18 protein-coding genes and 1 pseudogene are annotated in these 18705 nt (G+C 71.2%); 7 read left to right on the forward strand and 12 right to left on the reverse strand.

Annotated features, from left to right (window positions below):
* Together ACWCPY_RS41260 and ACWCPY_RS41265 are read left to right on the forward strand one after the other, a co-directional pair.
* The coding region (locus ACWCPY_RS41260; RefSeq protein ID WP_451274052.1) for an enolase C-terminal domain-like protein at positions 1 to 797 on the forward strand (797 nt) is incomplete at its 5' end.
* 67 nt (positions 798 to 864) lie between these two features.
* Positions 865 to 1809, forward strand: coding sequence for an NADP-dependent oxidoreductase (locus ACWCPY_RS41265; RefSeq protein ID WP_451274054.1), 945 nt, complete (start codon positions 865 to 867; stop codon positions 1807 to 1809).
* Between the two features lie 18 nt (positions 1810 to 1827).
* On the opposite strand, the gene ACWCPY_RS41270 is transcribed toward ACWCPY_RS41265, so the two are convergent.
* From ACWCPY_RS41270 to ACWCPY_RS41295, 6 genes are all read right to left on the reverse strand, one after another.
* Positions 1828 to 2139 (reverse strand): DUF202 domain-containing protein, encoded by a 312-nt coding sequence (locus ACWCPY_RS41270; protein ID WP_451274056.1) that lies wholly within the window; start codon positions 2137 to 2139, stop codon positions 1828 to 1830.
* Positions 2136 to 2528, reverse strand: coding sequence for a YidH family protein (locus ACWCPY_RS41275; RefSeq protein ID WP_451274058.1), 393 nt, complete (start codon positions 2526 to 2528; stop codon positions 2136 to 2138). Before ACWCPY_RS41275 ends, ACWCPY_RS41270 begins: the two co-directional genes overlap by 4 nt.
* Positions 2529 to 2571: 43 nt before the next feature.
* Positions 2572 to 3093 carry an NUDIX hydrolase gene (locus ACWCPY_RS41280; protein ID WP_451274060.1) on the reverse strand — a complete coding sequence of 174 codons (522 nt, stop codon included), beginning with the start codon at positions 3091 to 3093 and terminating at the stop codon, positions 2572 to 2574.
* Positions 3094 to 3128: 35 nt separating this feature from the next.
* Positions 3129 to 3902 (reverse strand): glucose 1-dehydrogenase, encoded by a 774-nt coding sequence (locus ACWCPY_RS41285; RefSeq protein WP_451274062.1) that lies wholly within the window; start codon positions 3900 to 3902, stop codon positions 3129 to 3131.
* Between the two features lie 43 nt (positions 3903 to 3945).
* A complete protein-coding gene (locus ACWCPY_RS41290; RefSeq protein WP_451274064.1) occupies positions 3946 to 4575 on the reverse strand; it encodes a TetR/AcrR family transcriptional regulator in 630 nt (209 codons plus the stop codon).
* Positions 4576 to 4640: 65 nt separating this feature from the next.
* The gene (locus ACWCPY_RS41295; protein WP_451274065.1) at positions 4641 to 5534 is read right to left on the reverse strand and encodes a DMT family transporter; all 894 of its coding nucleotides are present in this window, start codon (positions 5532 to 5534) and stop codon (positions 4641 to 4643) included.
* A gap of 237 nt (positions 5535 to 5771) precedes the next feature.
* On the opposite strand from ACWCPY_RS41295, the gene ACWCPY_RS41300 reads away from it, so the two are divergent.
* Positions 5772 to 7427 (forward strand): FAD-binding dehydrogenase, encoded by a 1656-nt coding sequence (locus ACWCPY_RS41300; protein WP_451274067.1) that lies wholly within the window; start codon positions 5772 to 5774, stop codon positions 7425 to 7427.
* 180 nt (positions 7428 to 7607) lie between these two features.
* On the forward strand, positions 7608 to 9431 hold the full coding sequence (locus tag ACWCPY_RS41305) for an acyl-CoA dehydrogenase family protein (protein WP_451274069.1): 1824 nt from the start codon (positions 7608 to 7610) through the stop codon (positions 9429 to 9431).
* A 386-nt stretch (positions 9432 to 9817) separates the two neighbouring features.
* On the opposite strand, the gene ACWCPY_RS41310 is transcribed toward ACWCPY_RS41305, so the two are convergent.
* The 3 genes from ACWCPY_RS41310 to ACWCPY_RS41320 all read right to left on the reverse strand — a co-directional run bounded on the left by ACWCPY_RS41310 (position 9818) and on the right by ACWCPY_RS41320 (position 12495).
* Positions 9818 to 10267, reverse strand: coding sequence for an ASCH domain-containing protein (locus ACWCPY_RS41310; RefSeq protein WP_451274071.1), 450 nt, complete (start codon positions 10265 to 10267; stop codon positions 9818 to 9820).
* Positions 10268 to 10576: 309 nt separating this feature from the next.
* The gene (locus ACWCPY_RS41315; protein ID WP_451274073.1) at positions 10577 to 11974 is read right to left on the reverse strand and encodes a GntT/GntP/DsdX family permease; all 1398 of its coding nucleotides are present in this window, start codon (positions 11972 to 11974) and stop codon (positions 10577 to 10579) included.
* An 11-nt stretch (positions 11975 to 11985) separates the two neighbouring features.
* Complete coding sequence (locus tag ACWCPY_RS41320) at positions 11986 to 12495, reverse strand: gluconokinase (RefSeq protein WP_451274075.1); 510 nt, start codon at positions 12493 to 12495, stop codon at positions 11986 to 11988.
* Positions 12496 to 12639: 144 nt separating this feature from the next.
* Here ACWCPY_RS41320 and ACWCPY_RS41325 point away from each other — a divergent pair, with 144 nt between their 5' ends.
* Positions 12640 to 13341 carry a FadR/GntR family transcriptional regulator gene (locus ACWCPY_RS41325; protein WP_451274077.1) on the forward strand — a complete coding sequence of 234 codons (702 nt, stop codon included), beginning with the start codon at positions 12640 to 12642 and terminating at the stop codon, positions 13339 to 13341.
* A 67-nt stretch (positions 13342 to 13408) separates the two neighbouring features.
* On the opposite strand, the gene phsA is transcribed toward ACWCPY_RS41325, so the two are convergent.
* Positions 13409 to 15313 (reverse strand): O-aminophenol oxidase PhsA, encoded by a 1905-nt coding sequence (gene phsA / locus ACWCPY_RS41330; RefSeq protein WP_451274079.1) that lies wholly within the window; start codon positions 15311 to 15313, stop codon positions 13409 to 13411.
* A gap of 272 nt (positions 15314 to 15585) precedes the next feature.
* Here phsA and ACWCPY_RS41335 point away from each other — a divergent pair, with 272 nt between their 5' ends.
* On the forward strand, positions 15586 to 16671 hold the full coding sequence (locus ACWCPY_RS41335; RefSeq protein WP_451274081.1) for an S-(hydroxymethyl)mycothiol dehydrogenase: 1086 nt from the start codon (positions 15586 to 15588) through the stop codon (positions 16669 to 16671).
* Positions 16671 to 17300 carry an MBL fold metallo-hydrolase gene (locus tag ACWCPY_RS41340; protein ID WP_451274083.1) on the forward strand — a complete coding sequence of 210 codons (630 nt, stop codon included), beginning with the start codon at positions 16671 to 16673 and terminating at the stop codon, positions 17298 to 17300. The genes ACWCPY_RS41335 and ACWCPY_RS41340 overlap by 1 nt, the downstream gene beginning before the upstream one ends.
* Positions 17301 to 17313: 13 nt before the next feature.
* Here ACWCPY_RS41340 and ACWCPY_RS41345 read toward each other — a convergent pair whose 3' ends face one another.
* Complete coding sequence (locus ACWCPY_RS41345) at positions 17314 to 18249, reverse strand: pseudouridine synthase (protein WP_451274085.1); 936 nt, start codon at positions 18247 to 18249, stop codon at positions 17314 to 17316.
* 99 nt (positions 18250 to 18348) lie between these two features.
* A pseudogene (locus ACWCPY_RS41350) lies at positions 18349 to 18705 on the reverse strand (hypothetical protein); the annotation flags it as partial.

Genomic DNA, 18705 nt, shown 5'->3' on the forward strand with positions numbered 1-18705 from the left:
GTGAACAGGACGACTGGGGCGCCGCCCTCGACCCGGCCGGTGTCGTCGCCCAGGCCCGGCGCTTCGCCCGCGAGCACGGCTTCTCCTCCTTCAAGCTGAAGGGCGGCGTCTTCGAGCCCGACCGGGAGATCGCCGCGATCCGCGCCCTGGCCGAGGAGTTCCCCGGGCAGCCGCTGCGGCTCGACCCCAACGGCGCCTGGTCCGTCGGGACCTCGCTGTACGTCGCCGAGCAGCTGAAGGACGTACTCGAATACCTGGAGGACCCGGCGAGCGGCACGGACCTGATGGCCGCGGTCGCCGCCGGCACCGACGTACCGCTCGCCACCAACATGTGCGTGACCACCCTCGCCGAGGTGCCGGAGGCCTTCGCCCGGGGCGCCGTGCAGGTGGTCCTCTCCGACCACCACTACTGGGGCGGCCTGCACCGTACCCGTGAACTGGCCGGGATCTGCCGCACCTTCGGCGTCGGACTCTCCATGCACTCCAACACCCACCTCGGCATCAGCCTCGCCGCGATGACCCATGTCGCGGCCACCGTCCCCAACCTCGACTACGCCTGCGACAGCCACTACCCCTGGCAGAGCGAGGACGTCATCACCGCCCGTCACGTCTTCGAGGACGGCCGGCTCACCGTGTCCGACGCACCCGGACTCGGGGTCGAACTCGACCGGGAGCGCCTGGCCGTGCTGCACCGGCGCTGGCTCGACGACGACGGCACGATGCGCGAGCGCGACGACGCGGCCGCGATGCGCAAGGCCGAACCGCAGTGGCGGACGCCGGCGATCCCGCGCTGGTGAGGGGCCCGCCGCCCGGGGCACGGCGGCCTGACTTGCGGCGGCCCGGACCCGCACCGATGGTCGGTGCATGAAGGCGATCAGCTACAGCGGGTACGGCGGGGCCGACGTCCTGGAGTACGGCGAGCGGCCCGACCCCAGGGTCGGCCCGGACACCGTCCTGGTGAAGGTGCGGGCCGCAGCCGTCAACCCGGTCGACTGGAAGGCCCGCGAGGGCCACCTCGACGCCGCCCTGCAGGCCGTGTTCCCGGTGATCCCGGGCTGGGACGTCTCCGGCGTCGTCGTGCAGCCCGGCGCGGCCGTCGAGGAGTTCGCGGTCGGCGACGAGGTCATCGGCTATGTGCGGGAGGACTTCCTCTGCCGCGGCACCTTCGCCGAATACGTCGCCGCCCCCGTGCGCACCCTCGCCCGCAAGCCGCTGAGCCTGAGCTTCGAGGAGGCGGCGGGACTCCCGCTGGCCGGCCTCACCGCCTACCAGGTCCTGCACCGCACCCTGAGGATCCGCGAGGGCGACACGGTCCTCGTCCACGCGGCGGCCGGCGGGGTCGGCTCGTTCGCCGTCCAGCTCGCCCGGCACGCCGGAGCCCGCGTCATCGGCACCGCGAGCGAACGCAACCACGACCACGTCCGGCAGCTCGGCGGGGAACCGGTGGCCTACGGGGACGGCCTCGCCGACCGGCTGCGGGCCCTGGCCCCGGACGGCGTCGACGCCGCGTTCGACACCGTCGGCGGCGAGGCGCTCCGGGTCTCCGCCGAAGTGCTGAGGCCCCAGGGCCGCCTGGCCTCCATCGCGGACGGCGAGGTCCTCGCGTACGGCGGCCACTACGCCTACGTACGCCCGGACGCGAAGGACCTCACCCATCTGGCCGAACTGGCCGAGCAGGGCATCGTCTCGGTCCATGTGGAACAGGTCTTCCCGCTGGAGCGGGCGGCGGACGCCCATCGCCTGAGCGAGCGGGGACGCACCCGCGGAAAGATCGTCGTCACCGTCCCCTGGGAGGTCCCGGACCTCTGACGGACCCTCACCCGGCCCTCAGAACAGCATGGCCGCAGCGAACACCGCGAGCGCCACCGTGCACGCCGCCGCCGTCAGCGCGCCGCGCGCCGACAGCGGTCGCGGCCGGGCGGTCCCCATCCCGAGCACCCGCAGATGCGCCACCCGAAGAAAACCCAGCCAGGCCAGCGCGCTCAGCGACACCGCCACGATCGCGGCCGGGCCCGCCCCGCCGTGCAGCGCCTGCTTGACCGCCAGCAGCGCCACCACCGTGCACGACAGCGTCGTACGCCGCCAGGCCAGCCGGGTCCGCTCGGGCTGAAGCCCGGGGTCGCGCCCCTGGGAGGTCACCGGCCCTCCCAGCCGAAGACGACCACCACCATCGCCACCGCGACGACGCCGACGGCCAGTGCGAGCAGCGTCGGGAACCGCGAGACCGGAAGGTCCTCCCCGCGCCGCATCGCCCGCTCGCACCGCACCCAGTGGTTGACCGCCCGCAGCGCGCACAGCACACCGGCCGCCAGCAGCGCGAGCGCCAGACCGGCGCGGACCGCCCACGCCAGCTCCGGCAGGAACTGGTCGACCGCGAAGCCGCCGCCGATCAGTGCCAGAGCCGTCCGGATCCAGGCGAGGAAGGTGCGCTCATTGGCGAGCGAGAACCGGTAGTCGGGGGTGTCGCCCTCTTCGCGGATGCGCTGCGGTGCGAACCACAACCGCAGGCTCTGTACGAATCCGTTCACTTGTGAACCTTATCTGCCGCCTTGCCGGTGTCCGCCGTCCGGCTCAGGAGGCCGTACCGGACGCCCGGAAGGCGCGCAGCCGGTGGTACGCCTCCAACCCGTCCGGTACCCAGTCCCAGTCGTCGATCCGCTGAGCCAGCTCGTCATCGCTGAGGAAGGTGTGCCAGGCGACCTCCTCCGCCTGCGGGTTCACCGGCAGCTCGCACCGCACCCGGTAGACGTACGACCACCAGGAGTGCCCGGGGGTCTCGTAGAGGAACTTGAAGAGCGGTTCGGGCCGGGGGAGCCCGGACACCCCCAGCTCCTCCTCGGCCTCCCGCAGCGCCGCCTCGTCGTACGACTCACCGGCGCCGACCACCCCGCCGACGAACATGTCGTAGTGCGACGGGAAGACCAGCTTGCCCGGGGTCCGGCGGTGGACGAAGAGCCGGCCCTCCGCGTCCCGGACCTCGATGAAGGCGCAGCGATGGCGAAGGCCCCGCGCGGTGGCCTCACCGCGCGGGGCCTGCCCCACGACCACGTCGTTCTCGTCGACGATGTCCAGGATCTCGTCAGAAGGAGTCATGCTCCTCATCCAACATCAGGCCACCGCGGGACGGGCTACTGCCCCATGACGTACTTGACCGTCGGGCCGGTGGTCCAGCCTCCGTCCACGGCCAGCTCGGCGCCGGTGATGTACGAGGCGGCGTCCGAGAGCAGGAAGGTGACCGCCTCCGCGATCTCCGGGGCCTCGCCGACCCGGCCCATCGGGGTGTTCGGGTAGTTGCCCTCGCCCTGCTGGATGCCGACGGACGCGGTCATCGGCGTGTAGACCATGCCCGGGTGCACCGAGTTCACCCGGATCCTCGCCGTGCCGAGCTCCACCGCGCCGACCTTCGTCAGACCGCGCACGCCCCACTTCGAGGCGCCGTAGCTGGAGGTCAGGGCGAGGCCCATCAGACCGGCGGCCGAGGAGATGTTGACGATCGAACCGCCGCCGTTCTCCTTCATCACCGGGATCACCGTCTTCATGCCGATGAAGACGGCCGTCAGGTTGATGTCGATGACCTTGCGGAAGTGCTCGACGCTCTCGCTCTCCAGCGGCTGGCCGGTGGACACCCCGGCGTTGTTGACCAGCCCGTCGATCCGCCCGAACTCGGCGACGGCGAACTCCGCCACGCGCTGCCAGTCCTCCTCGGAGGTCACGTCGTGGTGCACGAAGCGGGCCCTGGCCCCCAGCTCAGCGGCGGTGGCGGCACCCTCCTCGTCGAGCACATCGGTGATCACCACATGGGCACCGCCCGCCACCGCGAGGCGGGCGGCCTCGGCGCCCAGGCCCCGGGCTCCGCCGGTGATGATGACGGTCTTGTCGGTGAGGTTGCTCTTGTCGGTCATGTCGCTTCCTTCGTGTGGTGCAGATACCAAGTGGTGCGGTCGGTCACGCGTTGCCCGGCGCGGGGGCGCACAGGAACGCGGTGGTGGTCCCGACGAGATCGGCGAGGAAGAGCTCGTCGCCGGTCAGCGGTTCGGTGCCGTCGAGGCGCTGACGGGCGCGGTCGGCCAGCGCCGCGCCGATCAGGGTGAGCGCGAAATCCAGGCGCTCCAGACGCACGGGGCCGGGGAGCTCGCCCAGACGGTCCCCGACGCGGCCGATCAGCCGCCCGTAGCTGGTGCCGTCCAGGACGGGGTGCAGCCGGCCGGTCCGCAGCCCGGTCTCATGGGTGAGCCGGGACGAGATCAGCAGACAGCGGCGGCCGCGGTCGTCGGCGAGCAGGCTCGCCTCGGCCGCCACCAGCGCGGCGAGCAGCTCCCGTACGCCGCCGTCCTCGCCCAGCTCGTCGAGCAGGGGGGCCAGCACCTGTTCGGTGCGGGCCTGGCGGCCCGCCATCACCGCGTCCAGCAGGCCGGCCCGGGAGCCGAAGTGGTACTGGACCGCGGAGGGGTTGCTCTGTCCGGCCAGCCGGACGATGTCCCGCAGCTGGGCGCCGTCGGGGCCCTGCGCGGCGAATACCTCCTCGGCCGCGCGGATCAGCTTCTCCCTGGTCTCCTGCCCGGACGTTCGCGCCATGGCGGCATTCTAATGCTGGCCATTATTAAAAACCAGTGCGGGGGGTGCTCGGCCGGGCGCTCCGCTCAGTTCGGCTGGAGGCTCTTCTCCCGGCGCCCGCCCACCGGCCCCTCCGGCATCGCCGGATGCAGCCCGAGCAGCACGATCCCGATGACGATCGCCACGAGACCGGCCGCCTGCCAGGCCAGCGCACCGGTGTCGGTGCGCAACCGGTCGCCGAGGAAACCGACTCCACAGGCGATCCCGGCCAGTGGCTGCGCGGCGGTCAGCGGGGGCAGCGAGACCCGCAGCGGCCCCGTCTCGAACGCGCTCTGCACCAGCAGCAGTCCCGTCACCCCCAGCACCACCACCGCGTACGGCTGCCACCCCGTCACCAGCGCCGCCCATCCGCCGTCGGACAGCCGCTGGCCGCTGACCCGGGTGAGCGCGTCCTGCAGTCCGTACAGCAGCCCGGCCGCCACCGCGAGCAGCGCGGGGGCGGCCCCGGACGCGGAGCCCTTGGCGACGGCGGTGAGCAGCAGTGCGGTGCCCACGACCACGCCGATCACCAGCCAGTGCCGCAGCGGGCTGGTCACCGCCTCGCCGCCCTGCGGCTGGCCCGCCAGCAGAAAGGCGGTGACCCCGCCGGCCAGCAGCCAGAGACCGGCCCAGCCCTGATGGCCGAGCCGCTGGCCGGTGCGATGGCGTGACAGGGCCATCGCGAAGAGCAGATTGGTCGCGAGGAGGGGTTCGACGACGGAGACCTCGCCCTTGCCCAGGGCCAGGGCGCCCAGCACCATGCCGCAGACCATCAGCCCGATCCCGGCCAGCCAGCTCGGCACCCGCATCAGGTCGAGCAGCAGCCGGGGCGAGAGGTAGTCGCTCCGCGGGGCGTGCGAAGCGGCGGCCTGCTGCAGTACGAAGCCGAAGCCCAGACAGCAGGCGGCACTCACGGCGAGCACGAAGACCAGCACCGACACGCTTCTACCTCAAGTCAGGCCAGAAGTGGGTGATTTGTATCGACGATAGCGCCTGTGTCCCAGGGGTGCGGCCGGAGCGCCGCCGACCGGGCGGTTGACGCCGCAGCGGCCGGTGCAGAAGATCTGACGCACGAGTAACTTCCGTCTCGGAAGCCGGCTCAGGAGTCCGCTCCGCAGCCGGCTCCGGTCCCCACCGCGGCCGTGACCGGATCGACCGCCCCGACAAGGATGGAACCCATGGCGTACGACGCTGATGTGATCGTTATCGGGGCGGGGCTCGCCGGTCTGGTGGCCACCGCCGAGCTGGTCGACGCGGGCCGCTCGGTGATCCTGCTCGACCAGGAGCCCGAGCAGTCGATCGGCGGCCAGGCGCACTGGTCCTTCGGTGGCCTCTTCCTCGTCGACTCGCCCGAGCAGCGCCGGATGCGGGTCAAGGACAGCCACGAGCTGGCCCTCCAGGACTGGTTCGGCACGGCGGGCTTCGACCGCGAGGAGGACCACTGGCCGCGGAAGTGGGCCGAGGCGTACGTCGACTTCGCGGCCGGTGAAAAGCGCTCCTGGCTGCACGCCCAGGGGCTGCGGATCTTCCCCGTCGTCGGCTGGGCCGAGCGCGGCGGCTACGACGCGAACGGCCACGGCAACTCCGTACCCCGCTTCCACATCACCTGGGGCACCGGCCCCGGTATCGTCGCCCCCTTCGAGCGCCGGGTCCGTGCGGGCGTCGCCAAGGGGCTCGTACAGTTCCGGTTCCGGCACCGGGTCACCGGCCTCGGCCGCACCGCGGGCGCCGTCGACACGGTGACGGGCGAGGTGCTGGAGCCGAGCGCCGCCGCCCGGGGCACCGCGAGCAGCCGCCGGGCGACCGGCACGTTCGAGCTGAGGGCCCAGGCGGTGATCGTCACCTCCGGCGGCATCGGCGGCAACCACGACCTGGTGCGCAAGCAGTGGCCGGAGCGGCTCGGCACCCCGCCCGCGAAGATGCTCTCCGGCGTCCCCGCCCACGTCGACGGGCTCATGCTCGGCATCGCCGAGGAGGCGGGCGCCCACCACATCAACCGCGACCGGATGTGGCACTACACCGAGGGCATCGAGAACTGGAACCCGATCTGGGCCAGGCACGGCATCCGGATCCTGCCCGGACCGTCCTCGCTCTGGCTGGACGCCCGCGGCAAGCGGCTGCCGGTCCCGCTCTTCCCGGGCTTCGACACCCTCGGCACCCTCGAACACATCATGAGGTCCGGCCACGACCACACCTGGTTCGTGCTCGACCGGAAGATCATCGGGAAGGAGTTCGCGCTCTCCGGCTCCGAGCAGAACCCGGATCTGACCGGAAAGTCGATCCGCGGCGTGATCGGCCGGGCCCGTGCCGACGTACCGGCCCCGGTCAAGGCGTTCATGGACAACGGAGCGGACTTCGTCGTCGAGAAGGACCTCGCCGCGCTCGTCCGGGGCATGAACGCGCTCACCGCCGAGCCGCTGATCGACGAGGCCGAACTGCGCCGCGAGATCACCGCACGCGACCGCGAGATCGCCAACCCCTTCACCAAGGACCTCCAGATCACCGCGATCCACGGTGCCCGCGCCTACCTCGGCGACAAGCTGATCCGGACGGCCGCGCCGCACCGCATCCTCGACCCCGAGGCCGGCCCGCTGATCGCCGTACGGCTGAACATCCTGACCCGCAAGTCGCTCGGCGGACTGGAGACCGACCTGTCGTCCCGGGTGCTGACCGCGGACGGCACCCCCCTGTCCGGTGTGTACGCGGCGGGGGAGGCGGCCGGGTTCGGCGGCGGCGGGGTGCACGGCTACCGCTCGCTGGAGGGGACCTTCCTCGGCGGCTGCATATTCTCCGGTCGCGCGGCGGGCCGGGCGGCGGCGAAGGAGGTCGGGTAGGGCCTCTCGTTTGGATCATCCACCCGGGCGAGCGGCCTCCGCCGCGACCTTTCCGTACATTCCCTGACGGTGCGGGACGTACCCGCGCCCCGCGACGCGTGGGTACCGTCATTTGGATGATCTCAATCGTGTTGATCATCACGCCGTACTTACCGAACGTATGAGCTAGCGTTCCGAAGCGTGATCAACAACGCCTCGCCCTCCTCCGACCAGGCAGCTTCGACCGTCGCGGCGCTGACGCGGGTGCTCTTCGGTGAACGGCTGGAAGAGTTCCACGAGCCCTGGCGCAAGCTGTTCAGTACCGAGCCGTTCCGCTTCAGGGAAGGGCTGTCTCCTGATGAGCGTGCCGCACTGTCCTACGAACGTTTACACCTGATCAACGACGCGCTCGACAAGCCCGAGGAGTTCGTGGCCGATGTGGAGCGGCTCGCGGCACTCCACGAATGGGTCGGCCCGGTGGACGCGGGACTGGGAACAGTGGCGAGCATCCACTACAACCTCTTCCTCGGCAGTCTCGTCGACCACGCGCAGGGTCCGGACCGTGATCTGGGGGAATGGGTCGATCTGCGGCGTAAAGGAACGTTCCTGTGCACGGAGGCCGGTCACGGCAACAGTGCCGCGCAGCTGGAGACCACCGCCACGTACGACCGGGCCGCGAGGGAGTTCGTGCTGCACACGCCCAGTGCGGCCGCAAGCAAGTTCATGCCGAACACCAGCTCCATCGGCGGCCCCAAATCCGCTGTCGTGGCCGCCCGCCTCATCACGGACGGCAAGGACCGGGGCGTCTTCCTGTTCCTCACCCCGCTCAGCGACGAGGCCGGGCTCCCTCTGCCAGGAGTCGGGATACGCAGGCTGCCGCAGACCGCCACCGCCCCCGTCGACCACTCCGTCACGTCCTTCGACCATGTGCGGTTGCCCCACGGAGCACTCCTGCAGTCCGATCACGGGCGCCTCACACCGGAAGGCGACTTCACCAGCTCCATCGGCAGCCCCCGCAAGCGCTTCCTGCACTCCATCGGCCGCGTCACCGCCGGCAAGCACTGCATGAGCGCCTACAGCCTCGGAGTCATGCGTCACGCGCTCGCCGTAGCCGTACGGCACGCCCATACGAGGCAGACTTCCGGCGTGTCGGCCCGCGGCGATGTTCCGCTGTTCGCTCACCGCAGCCACCACGCCCCGCTCATCGACGCCATCGCGACCTCCTACGCCGCGACCCTCCTGCACCGCGCCGCGGTACGGCAGTGGGCGCGGGCAACGGAGTCGGAGCGGGAGGACGGCGAGCGGTTCGCGGCCATAGCCAAGGGCTGGATCACCTGGCGGGCCCGCGCCGTGATGACCGAGTGCCGCGAACGCTGCGGTGCGCAGGGGCTCTTCCTGGCCAACGGAATCGCGGGCCAGCTGGCGGCCAACGAGGGAACCATCACGGCGGAGGGCGACAACCTTGTCATCTGGGTCAAGGCCGCGGGCGAGATGCTTCTCGGGCACTTCACTCCGGAGGAACCCCGGACGGCGCCGCCCGAGGACCGCGACCTCGGCGATCCGGTCTTCCTCCAGGATCTGTTGGCCGACATCGAACGCATCTGGCACCGACGAGCGCGTACCCGTCTGCGCAGCCGAACGGCCGGCGACCCCCTCAAGCGGTGGAACGCCACCGTCACCCCGGCTCTGGAACTGGTCGACGCCTACGCGCACGGTCAGGCTGCCCAGGCCCTTCTGGACGCGGCCACCCGGGCCACCGACCCGGAAGCACGGCGTCAGCTGGTTCTGCTGCACCGGCTGTTCGCCCTGCGCCGGGTCGCGGCTCACAGCGGAGACCTGCTCGCGGAGGGGTATCTGACCGGCGACCAGGTGCGGCGGCTGCCCGACGCGGCCGAGAGCGTCGTCGAGGACCTCGCACCCCACGCCGTGACGCTCACGAACGGATTCGCTCTGGCGGACGAGGTCTTCCTCGACCACCCCATCAACCGCGCTGATGGTTTCGAAGGCAGCCTGTTGCCCGGGTGACGTGATGCCGGAGGTGAAGAACTGCTGGGCCCGGTCCAGAACGTGGCGGCGGTCTCCTTGCGTTCGTCGCCGTGGATCTCGCTGTGGGTGAGGCGGGCCAGGCGGTAGCGGGTCAGGACGCGGTGCACGGTGGAGGGCACCAGCCCGAGCAGGTGCGCGATGCGGGCCGGTCCCCACCGGCGCAGGACGCGGACCTTGATGATCCGGCGTTCGGTGCGGGGGCGCAGGCGTCCGGTCTCGGTCAGGGGCGCATTACGGTGGGGCACGAGGGCCTTTCGCTCGGTGTGGACGTCGCAATCCACACCGGACCCGGAAGGCCCTCACCCGTTCGAGATCCCTCAGCCGAGACCTGCATCACCCGTCCACAACCTCCCGGGACAGAACACCTAGCGCTCCTCCGCCCCCACGACGGGGTCCAGCAGCTCGACGACCCGGAACCGTTCGGCGACGACCATGGTGTCGTCGTCGACGGTGAACCCCGGATCGCCGAGCGCCTCCCGCATCTCCTCGCTGTGCCAGAACCTCTCGTGCCCCGCGCGCCACTCGGCGATCGACGCGTCGCCCTCGCCCTCGTCGATCACATGCTGGAGGTCGACGTCACCGAGGCGCAGCACCCGCACCTCCGTCACCTCCAGCACCGCGGTCTCCCGGCCGTCCGAGTCGATCAGCGCGGACCGCTCACCCACCGGAGGCAGCTCCTCCTTCTCCGCCTCGTACTCCGCGAGCAGCCCGGTCGTCGACACCTTCGCGCCGGCCAGCACCGCTCCCACCAGCCGGTCGCGCAGCGGTCCGGGGAAGGCGAGGAGGAAGGGCTTGAGGGGTTCACGGTTCGACATGGCGCCAAGTCTGACATGCCCGCCGGGGCGCGGCGCCGGTGCCGGTGCGGGGCGGGCGCCGTCAACTGTGCGCGGGGCGCGACGAGTTGTGCACCGGTACGGGTGGGCGACCGGCCCGGCCGGGCACATGGCAAGGGCGCCCGCCGACCCGGTGCGCACGCCATCGCATGCGCACCGGGTCGGTCGAGCGCCATCGGGCACGGTCGCAGCATGCGCTGTGGGGGGAGGACCGTGCGGGCGGCCGCGCGCCAGGGTCTTTCGTTTGGATCATGCCGGGCTCGTGATCCGGCCCGATCCAGACGAAAGACCCTAGATGACCAGCGACAGCAGCAGGATGAAGGCCAGCGAGACCACGGAGATGATGGTCTCCATCACCGACCAGGTCTTCACCGTCTGGCCGACGTTCATGCCGAAGTACTCCTTCACCAGCCAGAACCCGGCGTCATTGACATGGCTGAAGAAGAGCGAGCCCGCGCCGACGGCGAGGACCAGCAGAGCGGCGTGGGACGTCGACATGTCGGCGGCCAGCGGGGCGACCAGACCGGCCGCCGAGATGGTGGCCACGGTCGCCGAGCCGGTGGCGAGCCGGATCGCGACGGCGATCAGCCAGCCCAGCAGCAGTGCCGGGATCGACCAGTCCTTGGAGAAGTCCAGGATCATCTGGCCCACGCCGGCGTCGATCAGGGTCTGCTTGAAACCGCCGCCCGCGCCCACGATCAGCAGCACACCGGCGATCGGGGCCAGGGACTTCTCGACGGTGGTGGAGAGCCGGCCCTTGGAGAAACCGGCCGCCCGGCCCAGCGTGAACATGCCGACTATGACGGCCGCGAGGAGAGCGATCAGCGGCGAGCCGATCACATCGGTGACCTTCTGCAGGCCCTGCTCCGGGTCGTCCACGACGATGTCGACCAGGGCCTTGATCAGCATCAGCACGACCGGCAGCAGAATGGTCGCCAGGGTGGCGCCGAAGCTGGGACGGCGGTCGAGATCCTCCGAGGGACGCTGCGGAATCATCTTCTCCGGAGCCTTGATGTCCACCCAGCGGGCCGCGTAGCGGGAGAAGACCGGCCCCGCGATGATCACGGTCGGGATCGCGACCAGCACACCCAGCGCCAGCGTGACGCCGAGGTTGGCGCCGAGGGCGTCGATCGCCACCAGCGGGCCGGGGTGCGGCGGGATCAGGCCGTGCATCACGGAGAGACCGGCCAGGGCCGGGATGCCGATCCGCATCAGGGAGAAGTTGCCGCGCTTCGCGACGAGCAGCACCACCGGGATCAGCAGCACGATGCCGACCTCGAAGAAGAGCGGCAGGCCGATGATCGAGGCGATCAGGACCATCGCCCACGGCATGGAGCGCCGGCTCGCCTTCGCGAGGATGGTGTCGACGATCTGGTCCGCGCCACCGGAGTCGGCAAGCAGCTTGCCGAGGATCGCGCCGAGCGCGATGAGCACACCGACACCCGCGACGGTCGAGCCGAGCCCGGCGGTGAAGCTGGCGATCGTCTTGGCCGGAGCGGCGCCGGCGAACGAGCCGAGCGCCAGCGAGCCGATGGTCAGCGCGAGGAACGCGTGCATCTTGAACCTGGTGATGAGCAGAACGATGACGGCGATGCCCGCCAGGACTGCGATGCCCAACTGCGCGTTGCCTGCCGAAGTGATCGGTTCGACGGCATCCGCTGCCAACATCTCGACGCTGAGACTGGTCACGGTGGTGATCCTTAGTTTCCGAGCCGGCGCAGCGCGGCGACGGCTCGCTGGGTGATTTCTTCGGGGGTGCCGGACACGTCGACCGAGACTCCGGCCTCGTCCTCCTGCAGCGGCTGCAGGGTGGCGAACTGCGAGTCGAGCAGCGCGGTGGGCATGAAGTGCCCCTTGCGCTCCGCCATGCGGTGCTCGATCAGGGCCCGGTCGCCGGTCAGATGGAGGAAGACCGCACCGGGTGCCTCGGCGCGCAGCCGGTCGCGGTAGGACCGCTTGAGCGCCGAGCTGCTCACCACTCCGCCGAGCCCCGCCCGGCTGTGCGCCCACCGGCCGATCGCATCGAGCCAGGGCCACCGGTCGGAGTCGTCCAGCGGGGTGCCGGCCGACATCTTGGCGATGTTCGCCGCGGGATGGAAGTCGTCGCCCTCTGCGTACGGAACGCCGAGTCCGGCGGCGAGCAGGGGGCCGATCGTGGTCTTGCCGGTCCCTGCTACGCCCATCACCACGACGACGTGGGGGGTGCTCATTGGTGGTGCCTCGCAGTCTTCTTCGATGTCTTCCTCGACATCGGTCCGTCGCGCTACTGAAACCCATACGTACGACTTATTCAAGATGCTGTGACATAAACGTCGTACTTTTTGTTCCTGAGGGGCGCCCCGTAGGCTGTGCTCATGACCACACAGGGCCCTGGGCTGCATACACATGTGCTGGACACCCTGGGTCTGGAGATCGCCGCCGGGGAGCACCCGCCGGGACAGGTCCTGCGCACCGATGAGCTGGCCCAGCGCTTCGACGTCTCGCGCACCGTCGTACGCGAGGTGATCCGCGTCCTGGAGTCCATGCACCTGGTCGAGTCCCGGCGCCGGGTCGGCGTCACCGTGCGGCCGACCGAGGCGTGGAACGTGTACGACCCCCAGGTCATCCGGTGGCGGCTGGCCGGCGCCGACCGCCCGCGCCAGCTGCGCTCCCTGACCGTGCTGCGGTCGGCGATCGAACCCGTCGCGGCCGGCCTCGCCGCCCGCAACGCCACCCCGGAACAGTGCGCGGCCCTCACCGAGTGCGCGCTCGGCATGGTAGCCACCTCGCGCGGCCAGCAGCTGGAGGGCTATCTGGAGCACGACATCGCGTTCCACCGGATCGTGCTCAACGCCTCCGGCAACGAGATGTTCGCGCGGCTCGGCGACGTCGTCGCCGAGGTCCTGGCGGGCCGCACCCACCACCAGGTGATGTTCGAGGACCCGGACCCGGCCGCGGTCACCCTCCACGTCCGGCTCGCCGAGGCGGTCCGCGAGGGCGACGCCGCGGCGGCGGAGCGGATCACGAAGGAGATCGCGGTGGGCGCCCTGCACGAACTGGACGTCCTCGCGCCCTGAGGCCGCGGACCGCGGACACGCGGCGGCCCCCGCGGAACGATCCCGCGGGGGCCGCCGATCCGGCCGGTCAGCCGCTGTGGCCGTGGTGGCCGCCGTGCCCGGCGCCGTGGTCGAACTTCACCGCCTCGGGCGGCATCACGACGAACGGCCGCATCATGCCCATGTCCTCGTGCTCCAGCAGATGGCAGTGGTACATGAACCGCCCGTACGCCCCGTCGAACCTCCCGAGCACCTTCACCAACTGCCCGGCAGGCACCCGGAAGACGTCCTTCCAGCCCCGCTCGTTCGGTGCCGTCGGGATCGTGGTGCCATGGTCGAACGCCACGGGGGATCGGGTTCCGCCGACCGCCGGGTCGAAGCCGTCGAGTTCGTACGCCTCCCGGCCCATCACCTGGAAGTCCGCCAGATGGATGTGCATCGGATGCGTCGGACCGCCCAGGTTGAGGAACGACCACTGCTCGTAGGCGCCTTCGCCCACCGTGAAGCCGAGGCCGTCGTTGAAGGTCCGCGAGATCCTGCGGTACGTGCGCACCGTGCCGTCCTCGCCCCGCACCTGGATGACGCCGTCCGCAGGCACCTGCACCCCGGCGGCGTCCTCGACCTCCGCCATCTCCCAGATCTCCGGGTGACCGCCGCCGCCGACCGTGCCCGGCACCGTCAGCACCACGAGCCGGTGCCCGTGCTCCAGCAGGCCGTGCTCGTACCGCCGGAACGAACCGGACAGCACCTCGGGCAGTTCGAAACCGTCCCGCTGCCCCGTCTCCCGTACCCGGAACTCCATCACCTGCGGGAACGGCACGTTCGCCGACAGGTCCGGCACCCCCGGCGCCAGTCTGCCGCGGTTGACCAGCCGGACCCGGCGCCCGGCCAGCGCCGAGAAGTCGATCAGCAGGTCCATCCGCTCGGCCGGGGCGATCGTCAGCTGCGGCAGCACCGCGTCGAAGTCGACCGGCACCGGGCGCGGCAACAGCCCGCCGTCGCTGCCGATCTGCCGGATCACGCCCGGCACCGGGTTGTTGTCCTCGTCGACCAGCACCAGATCGTAGATCCGGGCGTTGGAGGCGTTGACGAGCCGGAACCGGTACCAGGCGTCGTCCACGTCCAGATGCGGCCAGATGCGGCCGTTGACCGTGGTGTACGGGCCGAGGAACGGCAGCGACACCGGCTTCCCGGTCTCCGGATCGGCCTCGGTGATCATCGTCGTCTTGTGCAGCAGCCGCCCGTTGAGCCGGCCGTCCGCGTCGGTGTCCAGGTTGCGGTCGGCGAGGATCAGCGGCAACTCCCGGTCGCCGGACGGCAGACCGAGCGCGTCCTCCTCGTCGTCCCTGACCAGATAGGTGCCGACGAGCCCGGCGTACACATTCCACCGGGTGATGTTCATCGCGTGGTCGTGGTACCACCACTGCGTGGCCTGGTGGTCGTTCGGGTACTCCGACAGCTGCGCGTCGCCGAAGCCGACCGCGTTGTCCGCCCAGCCGTCGTTGCCGCCACCGGTCTGCGCGCCGTGCAGATGCGTCACCGTCCAGGCGGGCAGCGCGGCGACGTCCGCGTTCGGCTCGACACCGTCGCGTCCGGGGCGGTTGTGCGGTGCCGGTTCGTCCTGCTTGACCGGTCCGACCTCCACCGCCGTGACCGGGTACTCGCTGCCCCTGGGGATGCGGTTGGTCCAGGCGATCCTGATCCGCTGCCCGCGCCGCACCTCGATGGTCGGCCCCGGCACCGTGCCGTTGTACCCCCACATCAGCGTCGGCGGCAGCTGCGCGTGCAGCCGCACCCAGGTGGGTGACAGGGCGATCTCGGTCTCGCGGAGCACATCACCGCTCTGCGGGCGGAGCACCGGCGGGACGGGCAACGCGTCGGTGTACGGGACGAGTCCGCCGACCGGTGTCCCCGGCGCGGCTGCTCCGGGTCCGGGTCCCGGTCCGCCGGTCCGCCGACCGGTCCTCTCCGTGGTTCTGGTGGTCTCGGTCAAGGTACTTCCCCCATGATCCGTCATTCCACTGCTGCTGGACCACGCGACCCCTGCCCCCGCAGGTACTGATTCGGCGGCCCCTGTGCATCGAAGGACGGCCTGGAAACCACCGGAGTTCAGCAGGGTGCATCATCTGACCGAAAGCGGTACATCCCACCGGGTGGACGGCAGTCGTTTCCCGCCAATGCGGCGCGCCGCCGTGACACCCTCACGGGGCGTACGGTTGTTCGTGTTCGATCTTCGTAAAGAGACGGAAACAGGGAGACCACGGTATGTCGCAGCAGGTGCAAGGGGTCATCGCACCGGGGAAGAACGAGCCGGTACGGATCGAGACGATCGTGATCCCGGACCCGGGCCCCGGCGAGGCCGTGGTGAAGATCCAGGCGTGCGGCGTCTGCCACACCGACCTCCACTACAAGCAGGGCGGGATCAACGACGAGTTCCCCTTCCTGCTCGGTCATGAGGCCTCGGGCGTGGTGGAGTCCGTCGGCGAGGGCGTCACGGACATCGCCCCCGGCGACTTCGTCATCCTCAACTGGCGTGCCGTCTGCGGACAGTGCCGCGCCTGTCTGCGCGGCCGCCCCTGGTACTGCTTCGACACCCACAACGCGAAGCAGAGGATGACCCTGCTCGACGGCACGGAGCTGTCGCCGGCCCTCGGCATCGGCGCCTTCGCCGAGAAGACCCTGGTCGCCGCCGGTCAGTGCACCAAGGTCGACCCGGAGGTCTCCCCGGCCGTCGCCGGACTGCTCGGCTGCGGCGTGATGGCGGGCATCGGCGCCGCCATCAACACCGGACAGGTCGGCCGCGGCGACTCGGTCGCCGTGATCGGCTGCGGCGGCGTCGGCGACGCGGCGATCGCCGGCGCCCGGCTGGCCGGCGCGGCGAAGATCATCGCCGTGGACATCGACGACCGCAAGCTGGAGACGGCGAAGACGATGGGCGCCACGCACACCGTCAACTCCCGCTCCACCGACCCGGTCGAGGCGATCCGCTCCCTCACCGGCGGCAACGGCGCGGATGTCGTCATCGAGGCGGTCGGCCGCCCCGAGACGTACAAGCAGGCCTTCTACGCCCGCGACCTCGCCGGCACCGTCGTCCTGGTCGGCGTCCCCACCCCGGAGATGCAGCTGGAACTGCCGCTCCTCGACGTCTTCGGGCGCGGCGGCTCGCTCAAGTCCTCCTGGTACGGCGACTGCCTGCCCTCGCGCGACTTCCCGATGCTCGTCGACCTGCACCAGCAGGGGCGGATCGACCTCGGCGCGTTCGTCACCGAGACCATCGGACTCGGCGACGTCGAGCAGGCCTTCGCCCGGATGCACGACGGCGACGTGCTGCGCTCGGTGGTGGTCCTCTGATGGCCGCCCGCATCGACCACCTCGTCACCTCCGGCACCTTCGCCCTCGACGGCGGGGAGTGGGACGTCGACAACAACGTCTGGATCGTCGGCGACGACACCGAGGCGATCGTCATCGACGCCGCCCATGACGCCACCGCCATCGAGGACGCGCTGAACGGCCGTACGCTGCGCGCCATCGTCTGCACGCACGCGCACAACGACCACATCGACGCGGCCCCCGCCCTGGCCGACGCGACCGGCGCGCCGATCCTGCTGCACCCCGACGACCTGCCGCTGTGGAAGCAGACCCACCCGGACCGGCTCCCGGACGGCGAACTGACCGACGGCCAGGAGCTGGAGATCGCCGGAACGACGCTCAAGGTCCTGCACACCCCCGGCCATGCCCCGGGCGCCGTCTGCCTGTACGCCCCCGGGCAGGCCACCGTCTTCACCGGGGACACGCTCTTCCAGGGCGGGCCCGGCGCCACCGGACGGTCCTTCTCCCACTTCCCGACCATCGTCGCGTCGATCAGGGACCGGCTGCTCGCGCTCCCGCCGGAGACCACCGTCCGTACCGGACACGGCGACTCCACCACCATCGGCGCGGAGGCCCCGCACCTGGACGAGTGGATCGCCCGCGGTCACTGAGGACCGCGGACGCTCACCGGTCCGGCCACGCGGAGAGCCGCAGCCCGCTCTCGAAGCGGCGCGGCTCACCCGTGACCGGATCGGTGAACTCCAGCACCCGGGCGAGGAGCTGGAGCGGGCGCGCGAAGTCGTCCGGCGCTCCTTCCGCCTCGACCAGCGGATAGACCGGATCGTGGACGAGCGGCAGCCCCAGGGCGTTCATATGGACCCGCAGCTGATGGGTCCGCCCGGTGGCGGGCAGCAACCGGTAGCGGCCGAGCCCCTCCCGGTGCTCCAGCAGCTCGATCCGGCTCTCGCTGTTCGGCTCGCCCGGCTCCTCACGGGCGGCGATCACCCCGCGCTCCTTCACGATCCGGCTGCGCACCGTACGCGGGAAGGCCGACGCGGGGTCGTACGGTGCCACCGCCTCGTACTCCTTGCGCACCAGACGGTCCCGGAACATCGTCTGGTACGCGCCCCGCTCCCCGGGTCGTACGACGAACAGGACGAGGCCCGCCGTCAGCCGGTCCAGCCGGTGCGCCGGCTGCAACCGGGGCAGCTCCAGCTCGCGGCGCAGCCGGGCCACCGCGGTCTCGGTGATGTGCCGGCCGCGCGGCGTCGTCGCCAGGAAGTGCGGCTTGTCGGCGACGACCAGATGCTCGTCGCGGTGGACCACACCGACCGGGAACGGCACCGGCTCCTCCGGCGCGAAATCCCGGTGGAACCAGATGTACCGGCCCGCTTCGTACCGCTCGTCGGCGGACACCGGCCCCCGCACGGAGACGAACCGGCCCTCGGCGAACATGGCGTCCACCCGCCGCGCGCCGATCGCCCCCGCGAACCGCACCAGCAGATGATCACGCACCGTCGGCCACGCCCCGTCCGGATCCTCGGGGAGCCGCAGCCGGACCGGGTCGATCCCGTCCCGCTGCGGCAGCGGCGCCGACGGGGGCTTCGCACGCCCCCTCACCGGGGAACGCCGACCAGTGCGGCGGTACTCATCGTGCCGGCTCCTCGCTCTCTCGCCCGGGCTGTCCGCAAAGTATCGCCGGTCGCCGGCCGGGCGCCGTCAGGAGCCCGGCAGCGTCACCTTCTCCGGACCGCAGCCGACGCGCTCGGCCTCGGCGGCCACATAGCCGGGCAGCAGCTCACGGGCGAGGCCGGCGGCCGAGTGCTCCGTGTGGTCCAGCTGCTCCACCACGAAGACCACCGGCCCGGTCTGGCACCTCGCCCGGTAGACCGCCCTGGTTCCGTCGATGGAGCCGGAGCCCTTGGAGCCCTTCACGGGAAGACCGGTCCTGAGCGTGCCCGAGGAGAAGACCTCGGACAGCGCCGGGTCCGTCACCGTCGTCAGCCGCACGGCGGGGTCGTAGGAGCCACCGGCCTCGCAGACCCGGGCGGGCCCGCCGTCGCCACCGACATGCGT

The sequence above is a fragment of the Streptomyces sp. NPDC002403 genome (assembly GCF_053593015.1).